This is a genomic window from Flammeovirga sp. SubArs3, from assembly GCF_947387565.1.
In the GTDB taxonomy this organism is placed as follows: domain Bacteria; phylum Bacteroidota; class Bacteroidia; order Cytophagales; family Flammeovirgaceae; genus Flammeovirga; species Flammeovirga agarivorans.
Genome location: NZ_CANDOA010000003.1, coordinates 52,235 through 70,502 on the forward strand (window position 1 = coordinate 52,235; position 18,268 = coordinate 70,502).

Sequence of the window (18,268 nt, forward strand, 5' to 3'; positions counted from 1 at the left end):
GTATCAAATATCTCTACTTCAACTATTTTATTATTAGTGAATTACCATAAGAATTGAATAGTAGAATGGTATTCCTATCAACACATTGACCGGAAAAGTAATCCCCAAGGCCATAGGTAAATATAACCCCGGATTAGCTTCTGGTAGAGCATTCTTCATTGCAGCTGGTACTGCGATGTAAGACGCACTTGCTCCAAGAATGGAGAAAAGAAGTTGATTACCAATATTATCAGTGATTTCTATACTTATAAGTAAAGCGATTAAACCATAGATAAAAGGCATTATTGTGGAAAATAAGAAAGGGTAGATACCTTTACTGATCATGGCTGAAAGTTGTTTGCCACTAGTAATCCCCATATCAAGTAAGAAAATAACTAAGAAGCCTTTGAATATATCTGTGGTGAAAGGTTTAATTCCATCAGCTTGTTCTTTGGTAGCAAAAAATCCAATCAATAAACTACCTAGAATTAAAAACACACTTGCATTTGTTACAGCATGTTTAAAAATACTTTTAATAGAGTTTTCTTGTTTGTCAGTTGTATTGTTTTCCTTGAAGTAGTTATACAGTAACACACCAATCACAATAGCTGGAGCCTCCATAATTGCCATAACAGCTATCATATGTCCTCCAAAATGTATTTGTTCAAAATCTAAGAAAGAGGCTGCAGTTACAAAAGTTACAGCACTAACAGATCCATAAGAAGCTGCAATGGCACAGGCATTGGCCGCACTCATTTTTCTTCTAAGTATCAGAAAAGAAATAATAGGGACAATGGTCGCTAATAATATTCCTGAAAGTAAACTCCAGATAATTTCAGTTGTGATACCGTTGTGAGACAATTCCTGTCCTCCCTTAAAACCAATTGATATTAAAAGGTAAATAGACATGAACTTAGAAGAGTTCTCTGGAACTTTCAAGTCACTTTTTAGCTGTACTGCCAATACGCCTAATAAGAAGAATAATAATGCAGGATTTGTTATGTTCTCTAAAAGGTTCATGATAAAGTTTTAGACTTTATGAAAATTAATTTGTTGTGACCGATGAGTTTGTTTACCCATCGGTTTTTTACAGAGTGAATTCTAAAAAAAAGACAATTACTAATCGATTTTAATAATTGTCTTTTTTGAATATGAAATCTTTTTACCAAACTTCTCAATTTCTAGGAGAGCAGAATGCAATGAGAGCGAAGAGATGTTTTTTATCTCAAACTCGTTGGGGGAAATCCAATCAATAGTAAATTCATCTTTTTCACCTTTTTCGGATAGGACTTTTTGAATGATTTCTGAAATAGAAATCCCTTGTTTAATGTGTGAGTGTACACTTGTTTGAGCTGCTGTTTCCATAAAATTACGGTTAAATGTTATAGTCATTAGAATTGAATTTTAATTGTTTGTTGCTGCAAATATGTGTATAATTAATCATAAGTTTTTATTTATAAAATTTATAATATACATAAATAACAGTTTATGAATTATACTTTACATCAGTTAAGAGTGTTCTTGAAAGTATTTGAATTACAGAGTATTACTAAGGCTTCGGAAGAACTTTTTCTAACACAGCCAGCAGTGTCAATACAGTTGAAAAAGTTTCAAGAACAGTTTAAAATACCACTTACAGAAACCATAGGTAGGCAGTTGTTTTTTACAGAATTTGGAAAAGAGGTTGTAGAAATTTGTAAAAATATTTTAGGTGAGGCAGATAAATTTCAATCACTCACAGACCAATACAATGGATTGCTTACGGGTAAAATTAATATCTCGGTGGTGTCAACAGGAAAGTATGTCATTCCTTATTTCATACAATCCTTTATGAAAAAATATCCTCAGGTAGAGTTGAAGATCGATGTGTCCAATAAATTAAAAGTTGTAGAAAGTTTGGAACGCAATGCTACTGATTTTGCTTTGGTTTCTGTAATACCAGATAATTTGGAACTAGAAATACTTCAATTAATGGAGAATAAACTTTATTTGATAGGCTCAGCAGATCTATCTGATAAAATTACAACAAAGAAACTTTCTAAGATGAATATGATTTTTAGAGAGCAGGGGTCCGCTACTCGATTGGCAATGGAAGAATTCTTAGAAAAAAGGAAGTTGAAATATGAAAAGTCTATTGAATTAGTTTCTAATGAGGCCGTAAAACAGACGGTAAATGCGGGGATTGGTGTTTCAGTAATGCCTTTGATTGGATTAAAAAATGAATTGGCCAACGGCTCTTTAAAAGTGATTCCTATGAGAGGACTGCCAATAGTAACCAATTGGAACTTTGTCTACAATAAAAATAAGAACTTACTTCCTGCGTCAGCAGCTTTAATTCAGCATATAAATGAGCATAGAGAGGAAATTATCGATAAGTATTTTTCTTGGGCTATAGATAAGAGATAAAAAAACGGATACACCGAAAGATGTATCCGTTATATATTGGTTGTCGTTGTAAATTAAACTACAACGTTTACAATTCTCTTTGGAACGAAGATAAACTTCTTCACAGGCTTACCATCCACCCATTTTTGTACAATCTCATTGGCGAATACCGCTTCTTTTGCTTCTTCTTGAGAGATGTCAACAGGTAAATCAAGTTTTACTCTCATTTTACCGTTAATAGAAACAGGGTAAGTATGAGAAGCTTCAACTAATAGTGAGGCATCAAATGATGGGAATTCAGCATTGATAATACTGTCTTGGTTTCCTAAAGCCTCATGCCATAGCTCTTCAGCAATGTGTGGGGCAAAAGGAGATAAGATTACTAATAGTTTCTCTAATACTTCTTTTTTATGGCATTTAGCAGAGGCTAATTCATTAACACAAACCATAAATGCAGGAACTGTAGTGTTTAAGCTTAAGCTTTCCATATCTTCACCTGCTTTTTTGATTGTTTTGTGCAAGATCTTCAATTCTTCAGGAGTTGCTTTCTCATCAACAACTACCAATTGACCCGCATCGTTGTAGAACAATCTCCAAAGTTTACGTAAGAACTTCCAAACACCATCAATACCTTGCATCGACCATGGCTTTGATTGCTCAATTGGTCCTAAGAACATTTCGTATAAACGAAGAGTATCCGCACCATATTTCTCAATCACAACATCTGGGTTAACTACATTGTATTTAGATTTTGACATCTTTTCTACAACGTGTCCACAAATGTATTTTCCATCTTCTAGAATGAATTCAGCATTCTCGTAATCTTTACGCCATTGCTTGAATTTTTCTGTATCTAATACGTCATTCTCAACGATGTTAACATCAACGTATAAAGGTTGTACTTCATAGTCTTTCTTAAGACCGTGTGATACAAACTGGTTGGTACCTTTAACTCTGTAAACAAAGTTCGAACGACCTTGGATCATACCTTGGTTTACGATTCTTTGGAATGGCTCTTCATGACCGATGAAGCCCATGTCGTATAAGAACATATTCCAGAATCTAGAGTACAATAAATGGCCAGTAGCATGCTCTGTACCACCTACATATAAATCTACTTGGTTCCAGTATTCAGCCGCTTCTTTGCTTACGAAAGCCTCTTTATTTTGAGGATCCATATAGCGTAAGAAGTACCAAGAAGAACCTGCCCAACCTGGCATTGTAGTTAATTCGTAATTGTATTGATTCTCGAACTTCCAATCTTTAGCATTACCTAATGGAGGATCACCTTCTGGAGTAGGTAAGTAGTTTTCTACTTCTGGTAAATCCAATGGAAGTTGGTTGTCAGGAACTAAGTGAGGTGTACCGTCGTTGTCGAAATAAACAGGAACTGGCTCACCCCAATAACGTTGACGAGAGAAAACAGCATCACGAATTCTAAAATTCACTTTCGCTTTACCTTTTCCTTCAGCAACTAATTTATCGATAGCTACTTTGATCGCTTCATCAGATTCTAAACCGTTAAGGAAACCTGAGTTGATCATTTTGCCTTTTTTCACTTCAGTAGGATCTTCCATGTCTTCAGTACCTTCGATTACTCTAACGATAGGTAAATCGAAGTTGTTTGCAAAACGGAAGTCTCTATCATCAGAAGATGGTACAGCCATAACGACACCAGTACCATAACCTGCTAATACATAGTCAGCAATCCATAAAGGTACTTTCTCACCTGAAAGTGGATTGATAACGTAAGATCCTGTAAATACACCAGAAACAGTTTTAACATCAGATTGACGCTCTCTTTCAGATCTATTTTTTGCAGTCTCTACATATTCCTCAACAGCAGCTTTTTGTTCAGCTGTAGTTAATTCTGGGATTAATTCATGCTCAGGAGCAAGAACAACATAAGTAACACCAAAAGTAGTGTCAACTCTAGTAGTAAATGCAGTTAATGTAATATCACTATCTGCTACTTTAAAATCGATTTCACAGCCAATAGATTTACCAATCCAGTTACGTTGCATTTCTTTTAAAGCATCAGACCAGTTTAAGCCTTCTAAATTGTTCAATAGACGATCTGCATATGCAGTAATACGCATCATCCATTGTTTCATTTTTTTACGCTCAACTGGGTGCCCACCACGCTCAGAAACACCGTCTTTAACTTCGTCATTTGCAAGTACAGTACCCAAAGCTGGACACCAGTTTACCATTGCTTCAGACAAGAAAGTTAAACGGTATTGTAATAAGATTTGAGATTGCTCTAATTCAGAGAAACCTTTCCATTCTTCAGCAGTGAATTGTATTGCATCATCATCACATTCAGCATTGATTCCTGCAGAACCGTTGGATTCAAAATGAGCAACTAATTCAGAAATATCTTTTGCTTTGTCAGCATCTTTATCATACCAAGCATTGAATAATTGTTGGAAAATCCATTGTGTCCAACGGTAATATTCAGGAGATGATGTCTGAACTTCACGGTTCCAGTCAAAGCTGAATCCGATTTTATTCATCTGACCTTTGAAAGTACTGATATTTGCCTCAGTAGTAATTGCAGGGTGTTGCCCTGTTTCAATGGCATATTGCTCAGCAGGAAGACCAAAAGAGTCAAAGCCCATTGGGTGAAGTACATTGAATCCTTTTAATCGTTTGAAACGAGAAACGATATCTGATGCAATATATCCCATAGGGTGACCTACATGAAGGCCAGCTCCCGAAGGATAAGGGAACATATCCAATGCATAAAACTTAGGCTTATTTGTATCAACATCTGTTTTGTAGATGTTGTTATCTTGCCAATACTTTTGCCACTTAGGCTCAAATGAATTATGGTTAAATTCAGACATACTTTATATTGTATTCTAAAAATGTAAATGCTTTATTGTTTTGATTTCACAGGAATTCCTATAAAAAATCAAGCAAAGATATAAATATTTACCTTTTGTTTGATGTCTGAATGAGGGGAATATCAGTTTTTCAAAAAAGAAAAAAATAAACGTTAACTACAATACTTCTTTAACAGTAAATTTTCTACCATTAAAGGTCACTTCATCATTCTGAGATTTACCGACAAATAATTTTCCAATAGGGGATTGAGTAGAGATGACAAATACCAATTGGTTATCGAATGTAACTTGCCCTAAACTTATCGAAAGGTAATACATTCCTACATTAGTCACCACTAAACTGCCTGGTCCAATGGTCGTTTCATCATTCTCTTTTAATTCTTCAATGACGCGTAATAGTTGTAGATTTTGCGATAGTTGCTCACCCATTTTTTCTTTTTCTAAATGGGCCATCGCTCTAGCAGTATCATGTTTGTCTCCAGCTGTACTTCTTGTTTCTGCATTCGCAGAATTCTGAGCAGAATTCATTGCTTCTTCGGCAGATTTAATTTTCTGTACTACAATTTCCTTACAATGGTTTTTTAATCTTGTTTTGAAATCTTTGTTCATTTTATGTTTTGATGATAAGTACTGGAGAATGAATAATAGTTTACGATAATAATCATTTCTTCCTCAATTCTGTTGCAGTGATCCCAAATTTTTCAAGAATACTTTTTGATAAATGTCCTATGTCACTGAAACCATATTCATTAGCGATCTGTCCTAATGTCTTATTTGTATGTAGAATTTCTTCTTTGGCTTTAAGTATTCTTTGTTCTTTGTAGTACTTATAGATGGTAATATTAAAAAGGTCCTTAAAGATAGTAGTCAGTCGATTTTTATTGATACCATATTTTTTGGCTAACTCTTCTAATTTAGGTTTCTCCTTAAGGTTTTTCTCAATATTATCTTTAATCAAATAAGCACTTTCAATTTCGTTGTCCTGAAAAATGGAATTGACAAATGAATCTTCAGCGGAGTAAAAAATGCTTTTAATAATAATCGCAAGCTCATTAATTTTCCCAAAAATCCATTGTTTTTTATACTTGTCATGAATCAATTTTCTGGCACTATCAGAAAGTGATAATTTCCAATTGATCATATTTTCATTACCTGTATGATAGAAAAATGAATTGGTTCTGTCTACAATTTCTAAGATGTCATCTCCTAATCGCTTACGATTAAAGTGACAGACAACAGAGTTTTTAAGCGTATTTTCTTTATATGAGAGTCGAACACTTTCAGTTCCTTTGAGTAATACAAAACCATTAGGAATACCAAATTCGAATTTTACTTTTCCATTATCATATAAGACGTTGTTCTCAAAACAAATAATGGTGAAATCAAATTCTTTATCATTACTCAAGGTTACTGTATAGTCTTTTTTGTTGAAGTGTTTATGAGCAATGATTCTAATATTTTTGAAATGATCTAATATAACTGAAACACCATTGAAGTAATCATTATCAGCTTCTACTAGATAACCATCTTTGATTTTAGCACCGATGTTTTCAGCAAAGAATTCTATATAGGGTTTGTCTTTGGGTTTATTGTTAAATGAAAATCTACTCATAATTATCTATTCCAAATCAATATCGAATATATAGTGCAATAAAATAATGTAGTGTTTATGATAAAAGGTGAATTTTACTTATATAATATACTAAGAAATTATAGTTTTTGATAACAAAAAAAGGCGTACTCTCGTACGCCTCTTCGATTTATGTGAGTTGTTTATAACTATTCTTCAGTAGATACTATTTCTTCTGAAGATTCAATGTTGATATTGGAAAAAATATCTACTTGACCTCTTGTTAGGTCCTCTAGAGTTTCTCTTTCTCTAATTAAATGAGCTTCACCATTGTAGACCAATACTTCTGCAGGTCTAAAACGAGAGTTATAATTAGAAGCCATGCTGTAAGAGTAAGCACCAGCATTTTGGATAGATAAAATATCACCAACGCGGATCTCATTGATCTTTCTGTCGTATCCAAATGTATCTGTTTCACAGATGTAACCTACAACATCGTAGACTCTGTTTGGTCCTTGAGGATTAGATACATTAATGATGTGATGGTACGCATCATACATCATTGGTCTGATTAAGTGATTTAGACCTGAATTAACTCCAGCAAATACAGCAGCAGGTGAGTGCTTTAATACATTCACTTTCGTCAGTAAATGACCAGATTCTGAAACTAGATATTTACCTGGCTCAAACCAAAGTTCCAAGTCTCTACCATAACTCTTACAAAATTCTTTGAAAGCAGCAGACATCTTTTTACCAAGTTCAGGAATGTTTGTAACAATATCCTCCTCTTTGTAAGCTACTTTAAATCCAGATCCTAAATCAATAAATTGAAGATTAGGGAAATCCTTAGCGCAATCAAACATAACGTTGGCAGCCATAAGGAATACTTCTGAATCTAAGATATCCGAACCCGAGTGCATATGTAATCCCACCACATTAATATTGTGGCTTTCTACTACTTTCTTAACATGCGACATCTGGAAAATAGAAATACCAAATTTTGAACCGATATGTCCTACTTGAATTTTAGCATTTCCACCAGCTGTAATATGCGGATTAATACGAATAGCACAAGGTACTGTACCTTCATAAACATCACCAAAATGCTCTAAAACAGCAATATTGTCTATATTGATAACAACACCTAAAGAAACAGCCTCTTGAATTTCATCAAAAGAAACTGAGTTAGGAGTGAATAGAATTCTTTCCTTAGGGAATCCTGCCTTAAGACCTAATAATACTTCTTGAATTGAAACACAGTCAAGGTCAACTTTATGTGCTTTCATCAATTTCAAGATACTAAGATTTGAAAGGGATTTCATCGCATATTTAATGCGAAGATTTACACCACTAAATGAATTTCTTAGTGTATTAATTTGCGAAACAATTTTATCAGCGTCATAAACATATAACGGTGTTTGAAATTGATTTGCTATATCTTCAACAGGTAAACCTTGAATTGTATATTCTGAATTATTTAATTCCATTTTCGGGAAGAATTATTTTTTGATAACTTCTTGATGAAACAAAAGTAGAGAGATTTTTGTACTACACCATATAATTTGATTTAATTGACAAAAATAACAACAACTGTTTTAAATGAAACATACTGTTATTTATCTAGTAAATCTCATGATAATTAATAAGAATATGAAATCTAAATTACTCCCATTATTTACCAGTCTTTTATTAGTGCTAAATACTATTCATGTGATTGCTCAAGACAATTGGATGATGCTAAAACAAATCCATAAAAATGAGAATGTTGTCATTTCTCCATATAGTGTAAATTCAGCTTTAGGTATGCTTTCAATGGTTACTAGTGATGAAACACAGCAAGAAATATTGAATTACTTGGAAGTGAAAGATGAGAAACAACTCAAGAAAAAAGTAGAAGCAAAGCATCAACTCTTCACTACAAAGCAAAATGTTGACCTTAGTATTGCAAATGGAATTTGGTACGATAAGCAGTATAAATTAATTCCTACCACCAAAAAAGATTTGATTTCTACGTTTGGTGCCGAAATAAAAGGTGTGAACTTTTATCAATCTGAAAAAGTAAAAACACAGATAAATGATTGGGTGGATAAAAAAACAGAAGGGGAAATTGATCAAATCATTTCGGAAGTAACAAAAGATGACCATATGATTTTAGTGAATACGGTTTTCTTCGACGCAGAATGGTCTCAGAATTTTGATGAAAAGGCAACAAGAAAAGGAGATTTTAAGTTAACGAATGGAGAAGTAAAACAAATTGATTTCCTAACTGATAATGCAAGATTTACTAAGAATTATAGTGACGATAATATTAAAGTATTATCCTTGATATATAAAGAAGCGGAATTTGAATTGGTTTTATTAATGCCAACTCAAGGAAAACTAGAAGAATTTCTGGATGGTTTGAATGAGCAAAAGGTATTAGACTATCAATCAAGAATGAAACCCTCTGAAGTTTTCTTTAAAATGCCCAAAACAGAAATAACCTTTGAAAAAGATCTTATCGCCAACTTAAAGAGCAGCGGTATCGAAAGAGCATTTTTTTCAGGTCAGGCCCAGTTTGGTAACTTCTCAAAAAGTGCTGCCAAAGACTTATACGTATCACAAGTAATGCACAAGACGGTAGTTACCTTTTCAGAATCGGGGACCAAAGCAGCAGCAGCGACAGCAATAAGTGTCTCTCGAAGCGCATTAAACCCAAAGAAGAAAGAATTCTATTTTAATCAACCTTTTATATTTCTGATTCAAGAAGTAAAAACAAAAGAAGTTCTTTTTATGGGTACTGTGGAAACACCATAAAAAAAGAGCTATCGTTAATTCGATAGCTCTTTTTTTAATTCAAACAAAGGTTTTCGTATTTCTCTTCGATTGGAATTCCTATTGCTTTTGCTTTTTGAAAGACATTACAAGCTTTGTATTTATCTCCTTTCTTAAAAAGCAAAATTGCTTGTGTATAGAACAACTCACCTTTGATAGTTGAGTAGCTCTCTTTAAAATCTTTAATCTGACTGAAATCATCAGCTTTTGCCAATGCGATATCAATTTGTAATAATGCACTGTTGATTTCTCCTAATTCAGCATAAGCATTCGCTTGTTTGTTGATGACTTCTATAAATTCTTTATGATTACCTTCCGCTTCATCGAAAGTCTTAATATATAAATCGTATTGTTTGATTGCCTCTACAGTTTTTCCATTTTGTTGATGGATATTACCCATTAATAAATAGGCCTGAGGATCTGGATTTGTATTATCACTGTTGATATGAGTAGCCGAAACCATATAAGCATTGGCATACTGCATGGCATCATCTTCTTTACTGATACCTCTAGATGTAAGTGATTTTGTATTCAAGCTTGCATTTTCAGAATATAACTGAGCCATTCTTAAATTGGCTTCTTGACTGCCCAAAGCTAGTGCTTTCTTATAGTGTTCCTCTGCTTTGTTGATATCACCGACCATCTGACATTTTCCATCTTTAAAAATATCACCTAAATAGAGTTCAGCTTCTGCACTATTTTGATTACCCGCTTTTTGTAGCCAGTTGATGGCTGCTGCTTGATCATTTTTATAGTAATACTTTCCAAGCATCAATTGAGCGTTCAAATCTCCTTGATTCGCCTTATAAGTGGCATACTCAAGGTCAGTAGCATCGATATATTGATCGATATTTAATGTTTTTAGTCGGGCAGATGCTGCTTCAACACCATGGTTCGCCGCTTTGATATACCAACGGACTGCTCTTTCTTCACTTTTCTGAACACCAACACCACCTTCATACATTGTACCTAGCAAGTATTCTGCGGAATCGGAGCCTACATAAGCCGCTTGTCTTCTCCATTTAAATGCAGCTGTTGTACTTTTCTTTAATGGAGGTGTTCCGCTTAAATATAAGTTGGCTAAAGTAAGCATTGCAGGCTGGTAATCTTGTAATGCTGAGCGTTGACACATTTCTAAAGCTTTAGACTTTTCTTCTTCGTTTTTACTTAATAGTAAATATAAAGTATATTGTGCCTCGGCATTATTTAAAGTAATCGCCTGATACTTCAGATAATTAATATCGTCTTCAGAAACAAAAGTTTTGATATCCATTGTTTCTAACATATCTGTTGCAGGCTTTACACCGTGATTGGAAGCATTTATAAGATAATGTATTGCTTTTCTTGAGTCTTTAATTCCTAAAAGACCATTTTTATAAAATAACGCCAATTCATAATCTGCTTCGGGGAAGTCTTTTTTAGAAGCTCTATTAAAATAGTCAAAGCTCTTTTTAAGGTCCTTGTCTACTTCTTTACCATTTTTATAAGCTAAACCTAATTGGTAGTCTGATTCAGCAGATCCGTTTTCTCCTAAGTATTTTTGATAATAAATATCTGACTTGTCGGGATAATCGGCTACTGGTAATTTTTTTAATGCTAGTTCTGATTTTTCTATTCCTCCATCTAAAGCTCGAAGGTAAAAGTAGATAGCTTCATTTTCGTCTTTAGTTACATTCTTGCCATCTTCATAAATAGTACCTAATTGATAGCTGGCTTCTGCGGCTCCACCTTTTGAAGCTATTTTTAAAAGTTTGATTGCATCACCATATTCATTTTTAGACATTTTGATATCCGCTAATGCTAATGAAGCTTCAAAATGACCTAATTGAGCTGCTTTTTCATAATATGAAGCCGCCTTTTTTAGGTTTACTTTTTCAATTTCTCCTTTTTGATAAGCTTGCCCTAACTGATACCAGCTTTCAGCATCATTATTATATTTTGCTTGTTTTTTTAACTGATCTATGCTTTGACCTAAAACGTTTGTTGTTCCAAAAACTAGCAGGGTGATTACCGATACGTAAATATATATATTCCTAATTCTCATTCGATTTGATCTCTTTGTTAGAGATGGGCTTATTATTCCTTACAACTATAACTATTGGACTATGGTTTTTCTTGTATACACATGCGTTTTTTTTTAGAAAAATCTCTTATTTTAAAAAGAATTACAGATTAATAAGAAATTGTACATGACTAAAACCATATTCAGGGTTGTGATATTTTTAGCTGCCGTTTGTTTTCTTATGCCTAAACCAGATGTTTTTGCACAAGATTCTCTTGGTACAGCGATGAAAAAAGGGAGGGTGCTTTTGTCATTATCATCTTCTACAGATGCGATCAACTATTATGATAACTCAATCAATTCTAAAGCAATTGGAGGGCAGACAGGGTTTGATTTAAAAACGGATGCACATTTTTTTCTAAGGGATAATTTTAGCCTTGGCGGTCGACTAGAATTGACAAGAGGAGAAACCCAAAACTATGTTTCCAATGAAGAAGAGACCTTCAAAGTAAGTATGGTTTTTAGAAGATATTTTTCAAAAGTCTCCAATGGTGGGTTATATCCAGAAGTAACTGTCACCTATGGCAGAAATATATTCAATACACAATTTTTACAACCACCTTCACCGATTAATCAAAGTTTCCAAGGGAATTTACTTGGTGGAGGTATTGGTGTTGGTTTTACATACTTAGTAAAACAGCATTTTGGAATAGATGTGGGTTTGTCTTATAGTTTTTACAGGGTTTTTGGAGAAACTGTAGATCATGTCATCGATACAACAACAAAAGATGCATTTACAGAAATCAATGTGTCGTTCCGAGTTGGCTTTGTTATTTTACTTCATAAAAACACAATAGAATAATCATGAGTAGATTTATTATTTATGTAATAGGCTTGTGTTTTTGTATGACTTTTTTCGAAGTAAAAGCACAGGAAAATAAAGAAGAAAAGTTTTTAATAGAAACAGATACTTTGAACTTGACAAAATCAACTCAAATTATCGGTTTACCTATCATTTTTTATACACCAGAAACTAGCTTTGGGGCAGGTGGAGGTGTTCAGTTCTTTTATTTGAATAAGATCAATAAGTTTAACCTAAGACAAAGTTCTATGATGGTAGATGCCATTTATACAGCTAAGCAACAGTTGATCATTGATGTGAATCCAAAGCTATTCTTCAAGGAAGGGAATTATTATTTTGATGCTGCTTTTAAATATAAAATTTTCCCCAACTCTTTTTGGGGCGTTGGTCCTGATGCATCAGAAGATAACCTTGAAAAATATAATATGAAGACGGTGAGTTTACGGGCTGACATATTGAAAAGATTGCCTTCTTCCAATTTTAATTTTGGTGTACAATACCGATTCCAGAAAGATACTTTTTTGGAGAAAGAAGAAGGAGGGATGATGGACGCAGACACTATTCCAGGTAGTGATGGTGCACTGATTAGTGGTTTAGGTTTTGTCTTTAATTATGATGACAGAGACAATATTTTTTCTCCTGATAAAGGCAGCTACTTTCAAGTAAATACATGGTTTGCAAGTCTTGTTTTAGGAAGTAATACTTCTTTCAATAAATACATTATTGATTTAAGAAAGTACTTCTTTTTATCATCAAAAATGACCATTGCAGGTAGAGTTTATGTGGAGAATACTTATGGTGAAGTTCCTTTCCAACATATGGCATGGCTAGGCGGTGGAGATAGAATGAGAGGGTATTTTAGAGGTAGGTATATGGATAGTCAACTGTATACGGTACAAGGGGAAATGCGTTATAAATTTCATCCAAGGTGGAGAGTTAATGTTTTTGGTGCAATAGGGGAAGTAGGTCCGTCTTTTATAGATTTATTCAAAGGATTAAAAGTATCGGGTGGTGCAGGTTTAAGGTATAAATTTCTAAAAAGTAATGATACCCTCCTTCGCCTAGATCTTGGTATTAATAGAGAAGGAGGGACTGGAGTTTATTTTGGTGTTAACGAAGCGTTTTAATCATAAAGATATTCGAATGCACTTCTGTATGCTCCAATTTCATTGACATAATCAAACATTTTAGAGAAGAACTTATTTCTTGTGATAGTCCCAGAATCACCAATCATTACTAATTTCTTTTTAGCTCTTGTCATGGCAACGTTCATTCTTCTAGTATTAGATAGAAAGCCGATTTCTCCAGCATCATTAGAGCGAACTAAACTGATATAAATGATATCTCTTTCTTGGCCTTGAAAAGAATCTACGGTATTAATGGATATTTTCTCCATGACTTCTTTTGGAATAGATGAAGATTTGAACAGCCATTTCAGTCGTTTAACCTGTGCTGAATATGGGGCAATAATACCAATAGATGATACTTGGTTGATTTCATTACCAAGTTCAACAAGATAATGTTCAAAATGCTTTAAAAGTAAAGCTGCTTCTTCCTTATTGTAGGTACTCAAAGATTCCTTTTCGACCTCTTCTTGATAGCCAGTTCCTGCTGTATCGATAAATTCCACAGGGAAATCATCATTGAAAATTTTCCATTCTTTGACTACATCGTTGGCAATAAGTTCATCATTATAAAAGTGTTGTGAGGAGAAATTCATAATGAGTTCATTCATCCTATATTGCTCTTTTAACATCACATCAACATCTTTATTTTGAATGATATGTTCGAAAAGGGTAATGTCCATACCTTTACGAGCTGCATCCATAGATTTTATCGTTGGTGGAAGTTGTTGGTGGTCTCCTGCAAGAATCACTCGATCCGCTTTTAAAATAGGGATCCATGTAGCAGCTTCTAGCGCTTGAGCAGCTTCATCTATATATACTGTTTCAAATCTTCTACCTCTTAATAATTGAGTTGTTGATCCTACTAAAGTACAAGTGATCACTTGAGCTTTTTCAAGGATGTCCTTTGAAATATATTCTGACAAACCTCTTATTTCTTTTCTTAACTGATTGGCTTCAACATACAACTTTTTCCTTTCCCTTTTTTGGTCAGGTCCAAAGTTCCTTTTGAACTTTTTAGCTGCATCTCTCAACATCACTTCTTGTTGTTTGATCGCTTTCAGTTCTTTATATCTCATATGTTTTGTAGCCTTGAAATCAATCGTCTGGTGAACGATACTTTCATCAACTCTGGCAGGGTGACCTAAACGTAAAACATTGATTCCCTCTTCGGCCATCTTTTCTGTTAGTAAATCCACCGCAGCATTACTAGGTGCACAAACTAATATTTGAGAAGTAGTCTTAAGGTTTTGTTTTACACATTCAACTAGAGTCGTAGTTTTACCGGTGCCGGGAGGGCCATGGATAATCGCAACTTCTTCTGAGGAAATGACCTTCATTAAGGCTTCATTCTGACTACTGTTTAATCTTGGTACCTCAAATTCATGTATCTTTTTAAAATTTGCTTGTTTTTCACCCAACAGAATCTCTTTCATTTTATTTAGTTGAGGGTCTTCCGAAGTCAGGCATATATTTAACGCTCTATCCATTTCTTTGTAGGACGATTCATCAAATAATAATTGTACTCCTAGCTTCCCATCATGAATCCATTCTGGTTCGTCATCATCATTGAGTGTGATGGTCATTTCACCATCACGTACATAATTGACAACCGCTTTAGTATTGGTCTTAGCTTCTTCATTGGAACCTGCTTCAGAAAATAAACTCACACTTTTGCCGGTAGAAAAACTGTGTGATTGATTCTGCTGTTGTTCTCTTGAAAGTTTAATGATAATTCGATCACTATTATCGTAGGTAAGTCTGTCTAATTGTACCGGATACCAACATATTCCTTTTTTCTTTCTTTCCTCCAGTGAGGTGTCACTCATAAGAAGTTTGTATTGATGTAGGTCTTCTTTACGCTCTATATCAAGTAGTTCTATAAGAAGTTTGAAATGTTCTTTGATATCCATTTTGATTGGTTTAATGAAATTTTAATAAAAATACACTTTTTTTAAGAGTAGGGTGCAACCAATTCCTCAAAGTACTGTCTTTAGTTTAGAATTTCAATTTTAAAAAAGTGCAGTACGAAAATGAACACTAACGTTCGGTGCCGATACATAATTTTTGAAATTTTAAAAAAATCATTCGATTTCGAGTGAATATTTGTGAAATTTAAAATGGAAACCTATAATTGGAATGTAAATCAAAATATAACTAGGTGAAGCTAGTGTCAAATTAATTATAAGCCATCAAATAAGTGGTGAACTAAATATACCTTTCAATTTAATTATTAGTGTCAAATTCTATTCATCTATGAGAACTTCAACTACTCTATTAGGAGCATTATTGTTATTACTAATGTCTTCATTTTCCTTCGCGGAAAATAATTCGGAACCAATGGCCAAAGGTTCTATTATCGGAAAAGTTATTGATCAAGAGACTAATCAAGCGGTAAGTTACGCTTCTGTAGCATTGCTTGATCCAAACAAAAAAAGTGTCACTGGTGCACTGACAGGAGAAGACGGAAGTTTTCAATTAGAAAAAATACCAATGGGTAAATTTACACTTGTCGTACAGTTTATAGGATATGAAACTTACGGTAAAGAAGTGGAAATTACTCAAAAAAATAACAAGATTAATGTAGGAGAACTATACCTTAAAAGCTCAGTGGAACAACTAGAAGAAGTTGAGGTAAGAGGCCAGAAGCAACTTATTGAAAATCATATTGATAAAAAAGTGATTAATGTAAGTGAAGCAATGATTGCCGAAGGTAATTCTACTTCAGAGATTTTAAATACTTTACCAGAAGTAAATGTTGGGGCTGATGGAACGATCTCATTAAGAGGTGATTCTAATGTTCGAGTTTTATTAGATGGTAAACCGTCTCAGATGGATATCAATCAGATCTTACAGTCATTACCTGCTGATGCCGTTGAGAAAATTGAAGTAATTACAAACCCATCATCAAAGTATGATCCTGATGGTCTATCAGGAATTATAAATGTGATTACAAAAAAAGATGCTCTAAAAGGTTTTAATGGAAACATGAACTTAAACGCAGGATCTAACAATAAGTACTCTGGCTTTTTAGGACTTAATTATAGAGTATCAAAGTTTAACTTTTTTGCCCAAACTTATATGAGTAGTAATCAATGGGATAACACTCGCGATCTAGAAAGATCATATACAGATGAGTCTGTAAACGATCTAATTCAATCAGAAAAAATCAGTGATGATAATGGTTTTAGAATGTTTAAGGCTGGTTTTGACGTATTCTGGGATTCAACAAATACATCTACCATTTCATTTGAAAGATGGAGATGGGAAGGTGATACTAGATCAGACTTTACCAACCAATATTATGATGCTACTGGTAATTTACAAAGCACAGAGTATCAGCAAGGTATTAATTACAACTTAGCTAAAGGTTATAACTTAAACTATAATCACAGAAAAGACTTTAAGAAAGGGCACTTAGAATTAGATTTATTCGCCAATCTTGGAGATGCAGATTTCTCCCCAAAGAATGCTCAAAAAATTGGAAATGGTGAGTGGCAACAGCTTAATTCTAATTCAAATACTGCAGATTGGATTTATACATCATTACAAGCAGATTATGATCGTCCATTAGGAGATAAGTCATCTATGGAATTAGGTTATAAAGGTCAATTGACAGATGCAGGAATGGACGTAGAAAATGTAAACTTTGTTTCTGATGATACATTGTCGTACAAATACCCTTACAATGAGCAGATTCATGCTGTTTATGGATCATATTCTATCAAATTAGGGAATACAAGAATTAAAGCAGGTTTAAGAGGTGAGATTGCTAGAACGGAAGGTCAAGTAAATGGTTTGGTTTCTTCGGATACTTCTTTCTTGATTGATTACCAAAGCCTTTTCCCATCTGTACATATCCAACAGAAAGTAGGTGAAAATAGTACTTTTGGTTTGAGCTACTCAAGAAGAATTAAGCGACCTGATGTGATGCAATTATTACCTGCAGAAATGTCATCCAACCCTAAAAACGTAATGGTTGGTAACCCTGGTCTTCAACCGTCATACACGAACTCAATGGAGTTGTCTTATGGTTTAATGGGTAAAGGAGCTTTAAGCTTTAACTCTGCACTATACATGAGACACAGTACTGATATCATTAGAGAAGTGGTTAATTATGATGCAGATAGAGATGTAACGATTATGACTTTCCAAAATATTGGAGAATCAATGACAGGTGGTATGTCGCTTTCATCAAACTATAATATGTTAGAATGGTGGGAATGGAACGGTTCAGTTGATTTTTATTACTTAGATATCAAAGATGATAATGAAGAATTGACTATTCCTACAGATGGAACACCTATAAACTGGTCAGCAAAATTAAGTACTAAGGTGACGCCATTACAATCGCTAACAATTCAATTGATGGGTAGATATACAGCAAAAAGATATGATGCTCAAAGAATTACAGATCCAACATATTCAATGGATTTGGCGATCAAGAAATCAATATTAAACAATAAAGGTTCAGTCAACTTTAAGATCAATAACTTATTGTACAGTGGAGAACAAAGAAATGTTTATGGAGATGGCTTTGTTGAGTTAGCCGACTTCAGACAAGAAAGTCCAGTATATAGAGTGTCGTTTTCATATGCTTTTGGTGGTCAATTCCAAGGTCGTCAAAACAGAAAATTACAGTCTAGTGGTGGTGGACTATAAGATTTCATAGACTGAATAGAA

General features: G+C 33.9%; 13 protein-coding genes. 5 read left to right on the plus strand and 8 right to left on the minus strand.

The annotated features are described in order from the left end of the window. Nucleotides 1-33: 33 nt before the first annotated feature. Nucleotides 34-999, minus strand: a complete 966-nt coding sequence (locus tag QL232_RS09390; RefSeq protein WP_168882902.1) for a sodium-dependent bicarbonate transport family permease — start codon at nt 997-999, stop codon at nt 34-36. A 99-nt stretch (nt 1,000-1,098) separates the two neighbouring features. Beyond that, nucleotides 1,099-1,371 (minus strand): hypothetical protein, encoded by a 273-nt coding sequence (locus QL232_RS09395; protein WP_281613932.1) that lies wholly within the window; start codon nt 1,369-1,371, stop codon nt 1,099-1,101. A 96-nt stretch (nt 1,372-1,467) separates the two neighbouring features. Between QL232_RS09395 and QL232_RS09400 the strand changes: the two genes are divergently transcribed. Then, entirely contained in the window at nt 1,468-2,385 is a 918-nt protein-coding gene (locus tag QL232_RS09400; RefSeq protein WP_168882904.1) for a LysR family transcriptional regulator, read from the plus strand. A gap of 53 nt (nt 2,386-2,438) precedes the next feature. Here QL232_RS09400 and leuS read toward each other — a convergent pair whose 3' ends face one another. From leuS to lysA, 4 genes are all read right to left on the minus strand, one after another. Beyond that, a complete protein-coding gene (leuS, locus tag QL232_RS09405) occupies nt 2,439-5,213 on the minus strand; it encodes a leucine--tRNA ligase (RefSeq protein WP_281613933.1) in 2,775 nt (924 codons plus the stop codon). 156 nt (nt 5,214-5,369) lie between these two features. Next, on the minus strand, nt 5,370-5,822 hold the full coding sequence (locus QL232_RS09410; RefSeq protein ID WP_281613934.1) for a 3-oxoacyl-ACP synthase: 453 nt from the start codon (nt 5,820-5,822) through the stop codon (nt 5,370-5,372). A gap of 52 nt (nt 5,823-5,874) precedes the next feature. After that, a complete protein-coding gene (locus QL232_RS09415; RefSeq protein WP_281613935.1) occupies nt 5,875-6,825 on the minus strand; it encodes a helix-turn-helix domain-containing protein in 951 nt (316 codons plus the stop codon). A gap of 167 nt (nt 6,826-6,992) precedes the next feature. Further along, on the minus strand, nt 6,993-8,270 hold the full coding sequence (lysA, locus tag QL232_RS09420) for a diaminopimelate decarboxylase (RefSeq protein WP_168882908.1): 1,278 nt from the start codon (nt 8,268-8,270) through the stop codon (nt 6,993-6,995). 163 nt (nt 8,271-8,433) lie between these two features. Between lysA and QL232_RS09425 the strand changes: the two genes are divergently transcribed. Then, complete coding sequence (locus tag QL232_RS09425; protein ID WP_281613936.1) at nt 8,434-9,579, plus strand: serpin family protein; 1,146 nt, start codon at nt 8,434-8,436, stop codon at nt 9,577-9,579. Between the two features lie 34 nt (nt 9,580-9,613). On the opposite strand, the gene QL232_RS09430 is transcribed toward QL232_RS09425, so the two are convergent. Beyond that, the gene (locus QL232_RS09430; protein WP_281613937.1) at nt 9,614-11,641 is read right to left on the minus strand and encodes a tetratricopeptide repeat protein; all 2,028 of its coding nucleotides are present in this window, start codon (nt 11,639-11,641) and stop codon (nt 9,614-9,616) included. Nucleotides 11,642-11,786: 145 nt separating this feature from the next. Between QL232_RS09430 and QL232_RS09435 the strand changes: the two genes are divergently transcribed. After that, nucleotides 11,787-12,461: a DUF3575 domain-containing protein gene (locus QL232_RS09435; RefSeq protein ID WP_281613938.1), complete on the plus strand. Its 675-nt coding sequence runs from the start codon at nt 11,787-11,789 to the stop codon at nt 12,459-12,461. Between the two features lie 2 nt (nt 12,462-12,463). Beyond that, entirely contained in the window at nt 12,464-13,588 is a 1,125-nt protein-coding gene (locus QL232_RS09440) for a BamA/TamA family outer membrane protein (protein WP_281613939.1), read from the plus strand. Here QL232_RS09440 and QL232_RS09445 read toward each other — a convergent pair. Then, nucleotides 13,585-15,498, minus strand: a complete 1,914-nt coding sequence (locus tag QL232_RS09445; protein ID WP_281613940.1) for an AAA domain-containing protein — start codon at nt 15,496-15,498, stop codon at nt 13,585-13,587. The two genes, QL232_RS09440 and QL232_RS09445, sit on opposite strands and share 4 nt — an antisense overlap. Nucleotides 15,499-15,841: 343 nt before the next feature. Between QL232_RS09445 and QL232_RS09450 the strand changes: the two genes are divergently transcribed. After that, nucleotides 15,842-18,247, plus strand: coding sequence for an outer membrane beta-barrel protein (locus QL232_RS09450; RefSeq protein WP_281613941.1), 2,406 nt, complete (start codon nt 15,842-15,844; stop codon nt 18,245-18,247). The last annotated feature ends 21 nt before the right edge of the window (nt 18,248-18,268 follow it).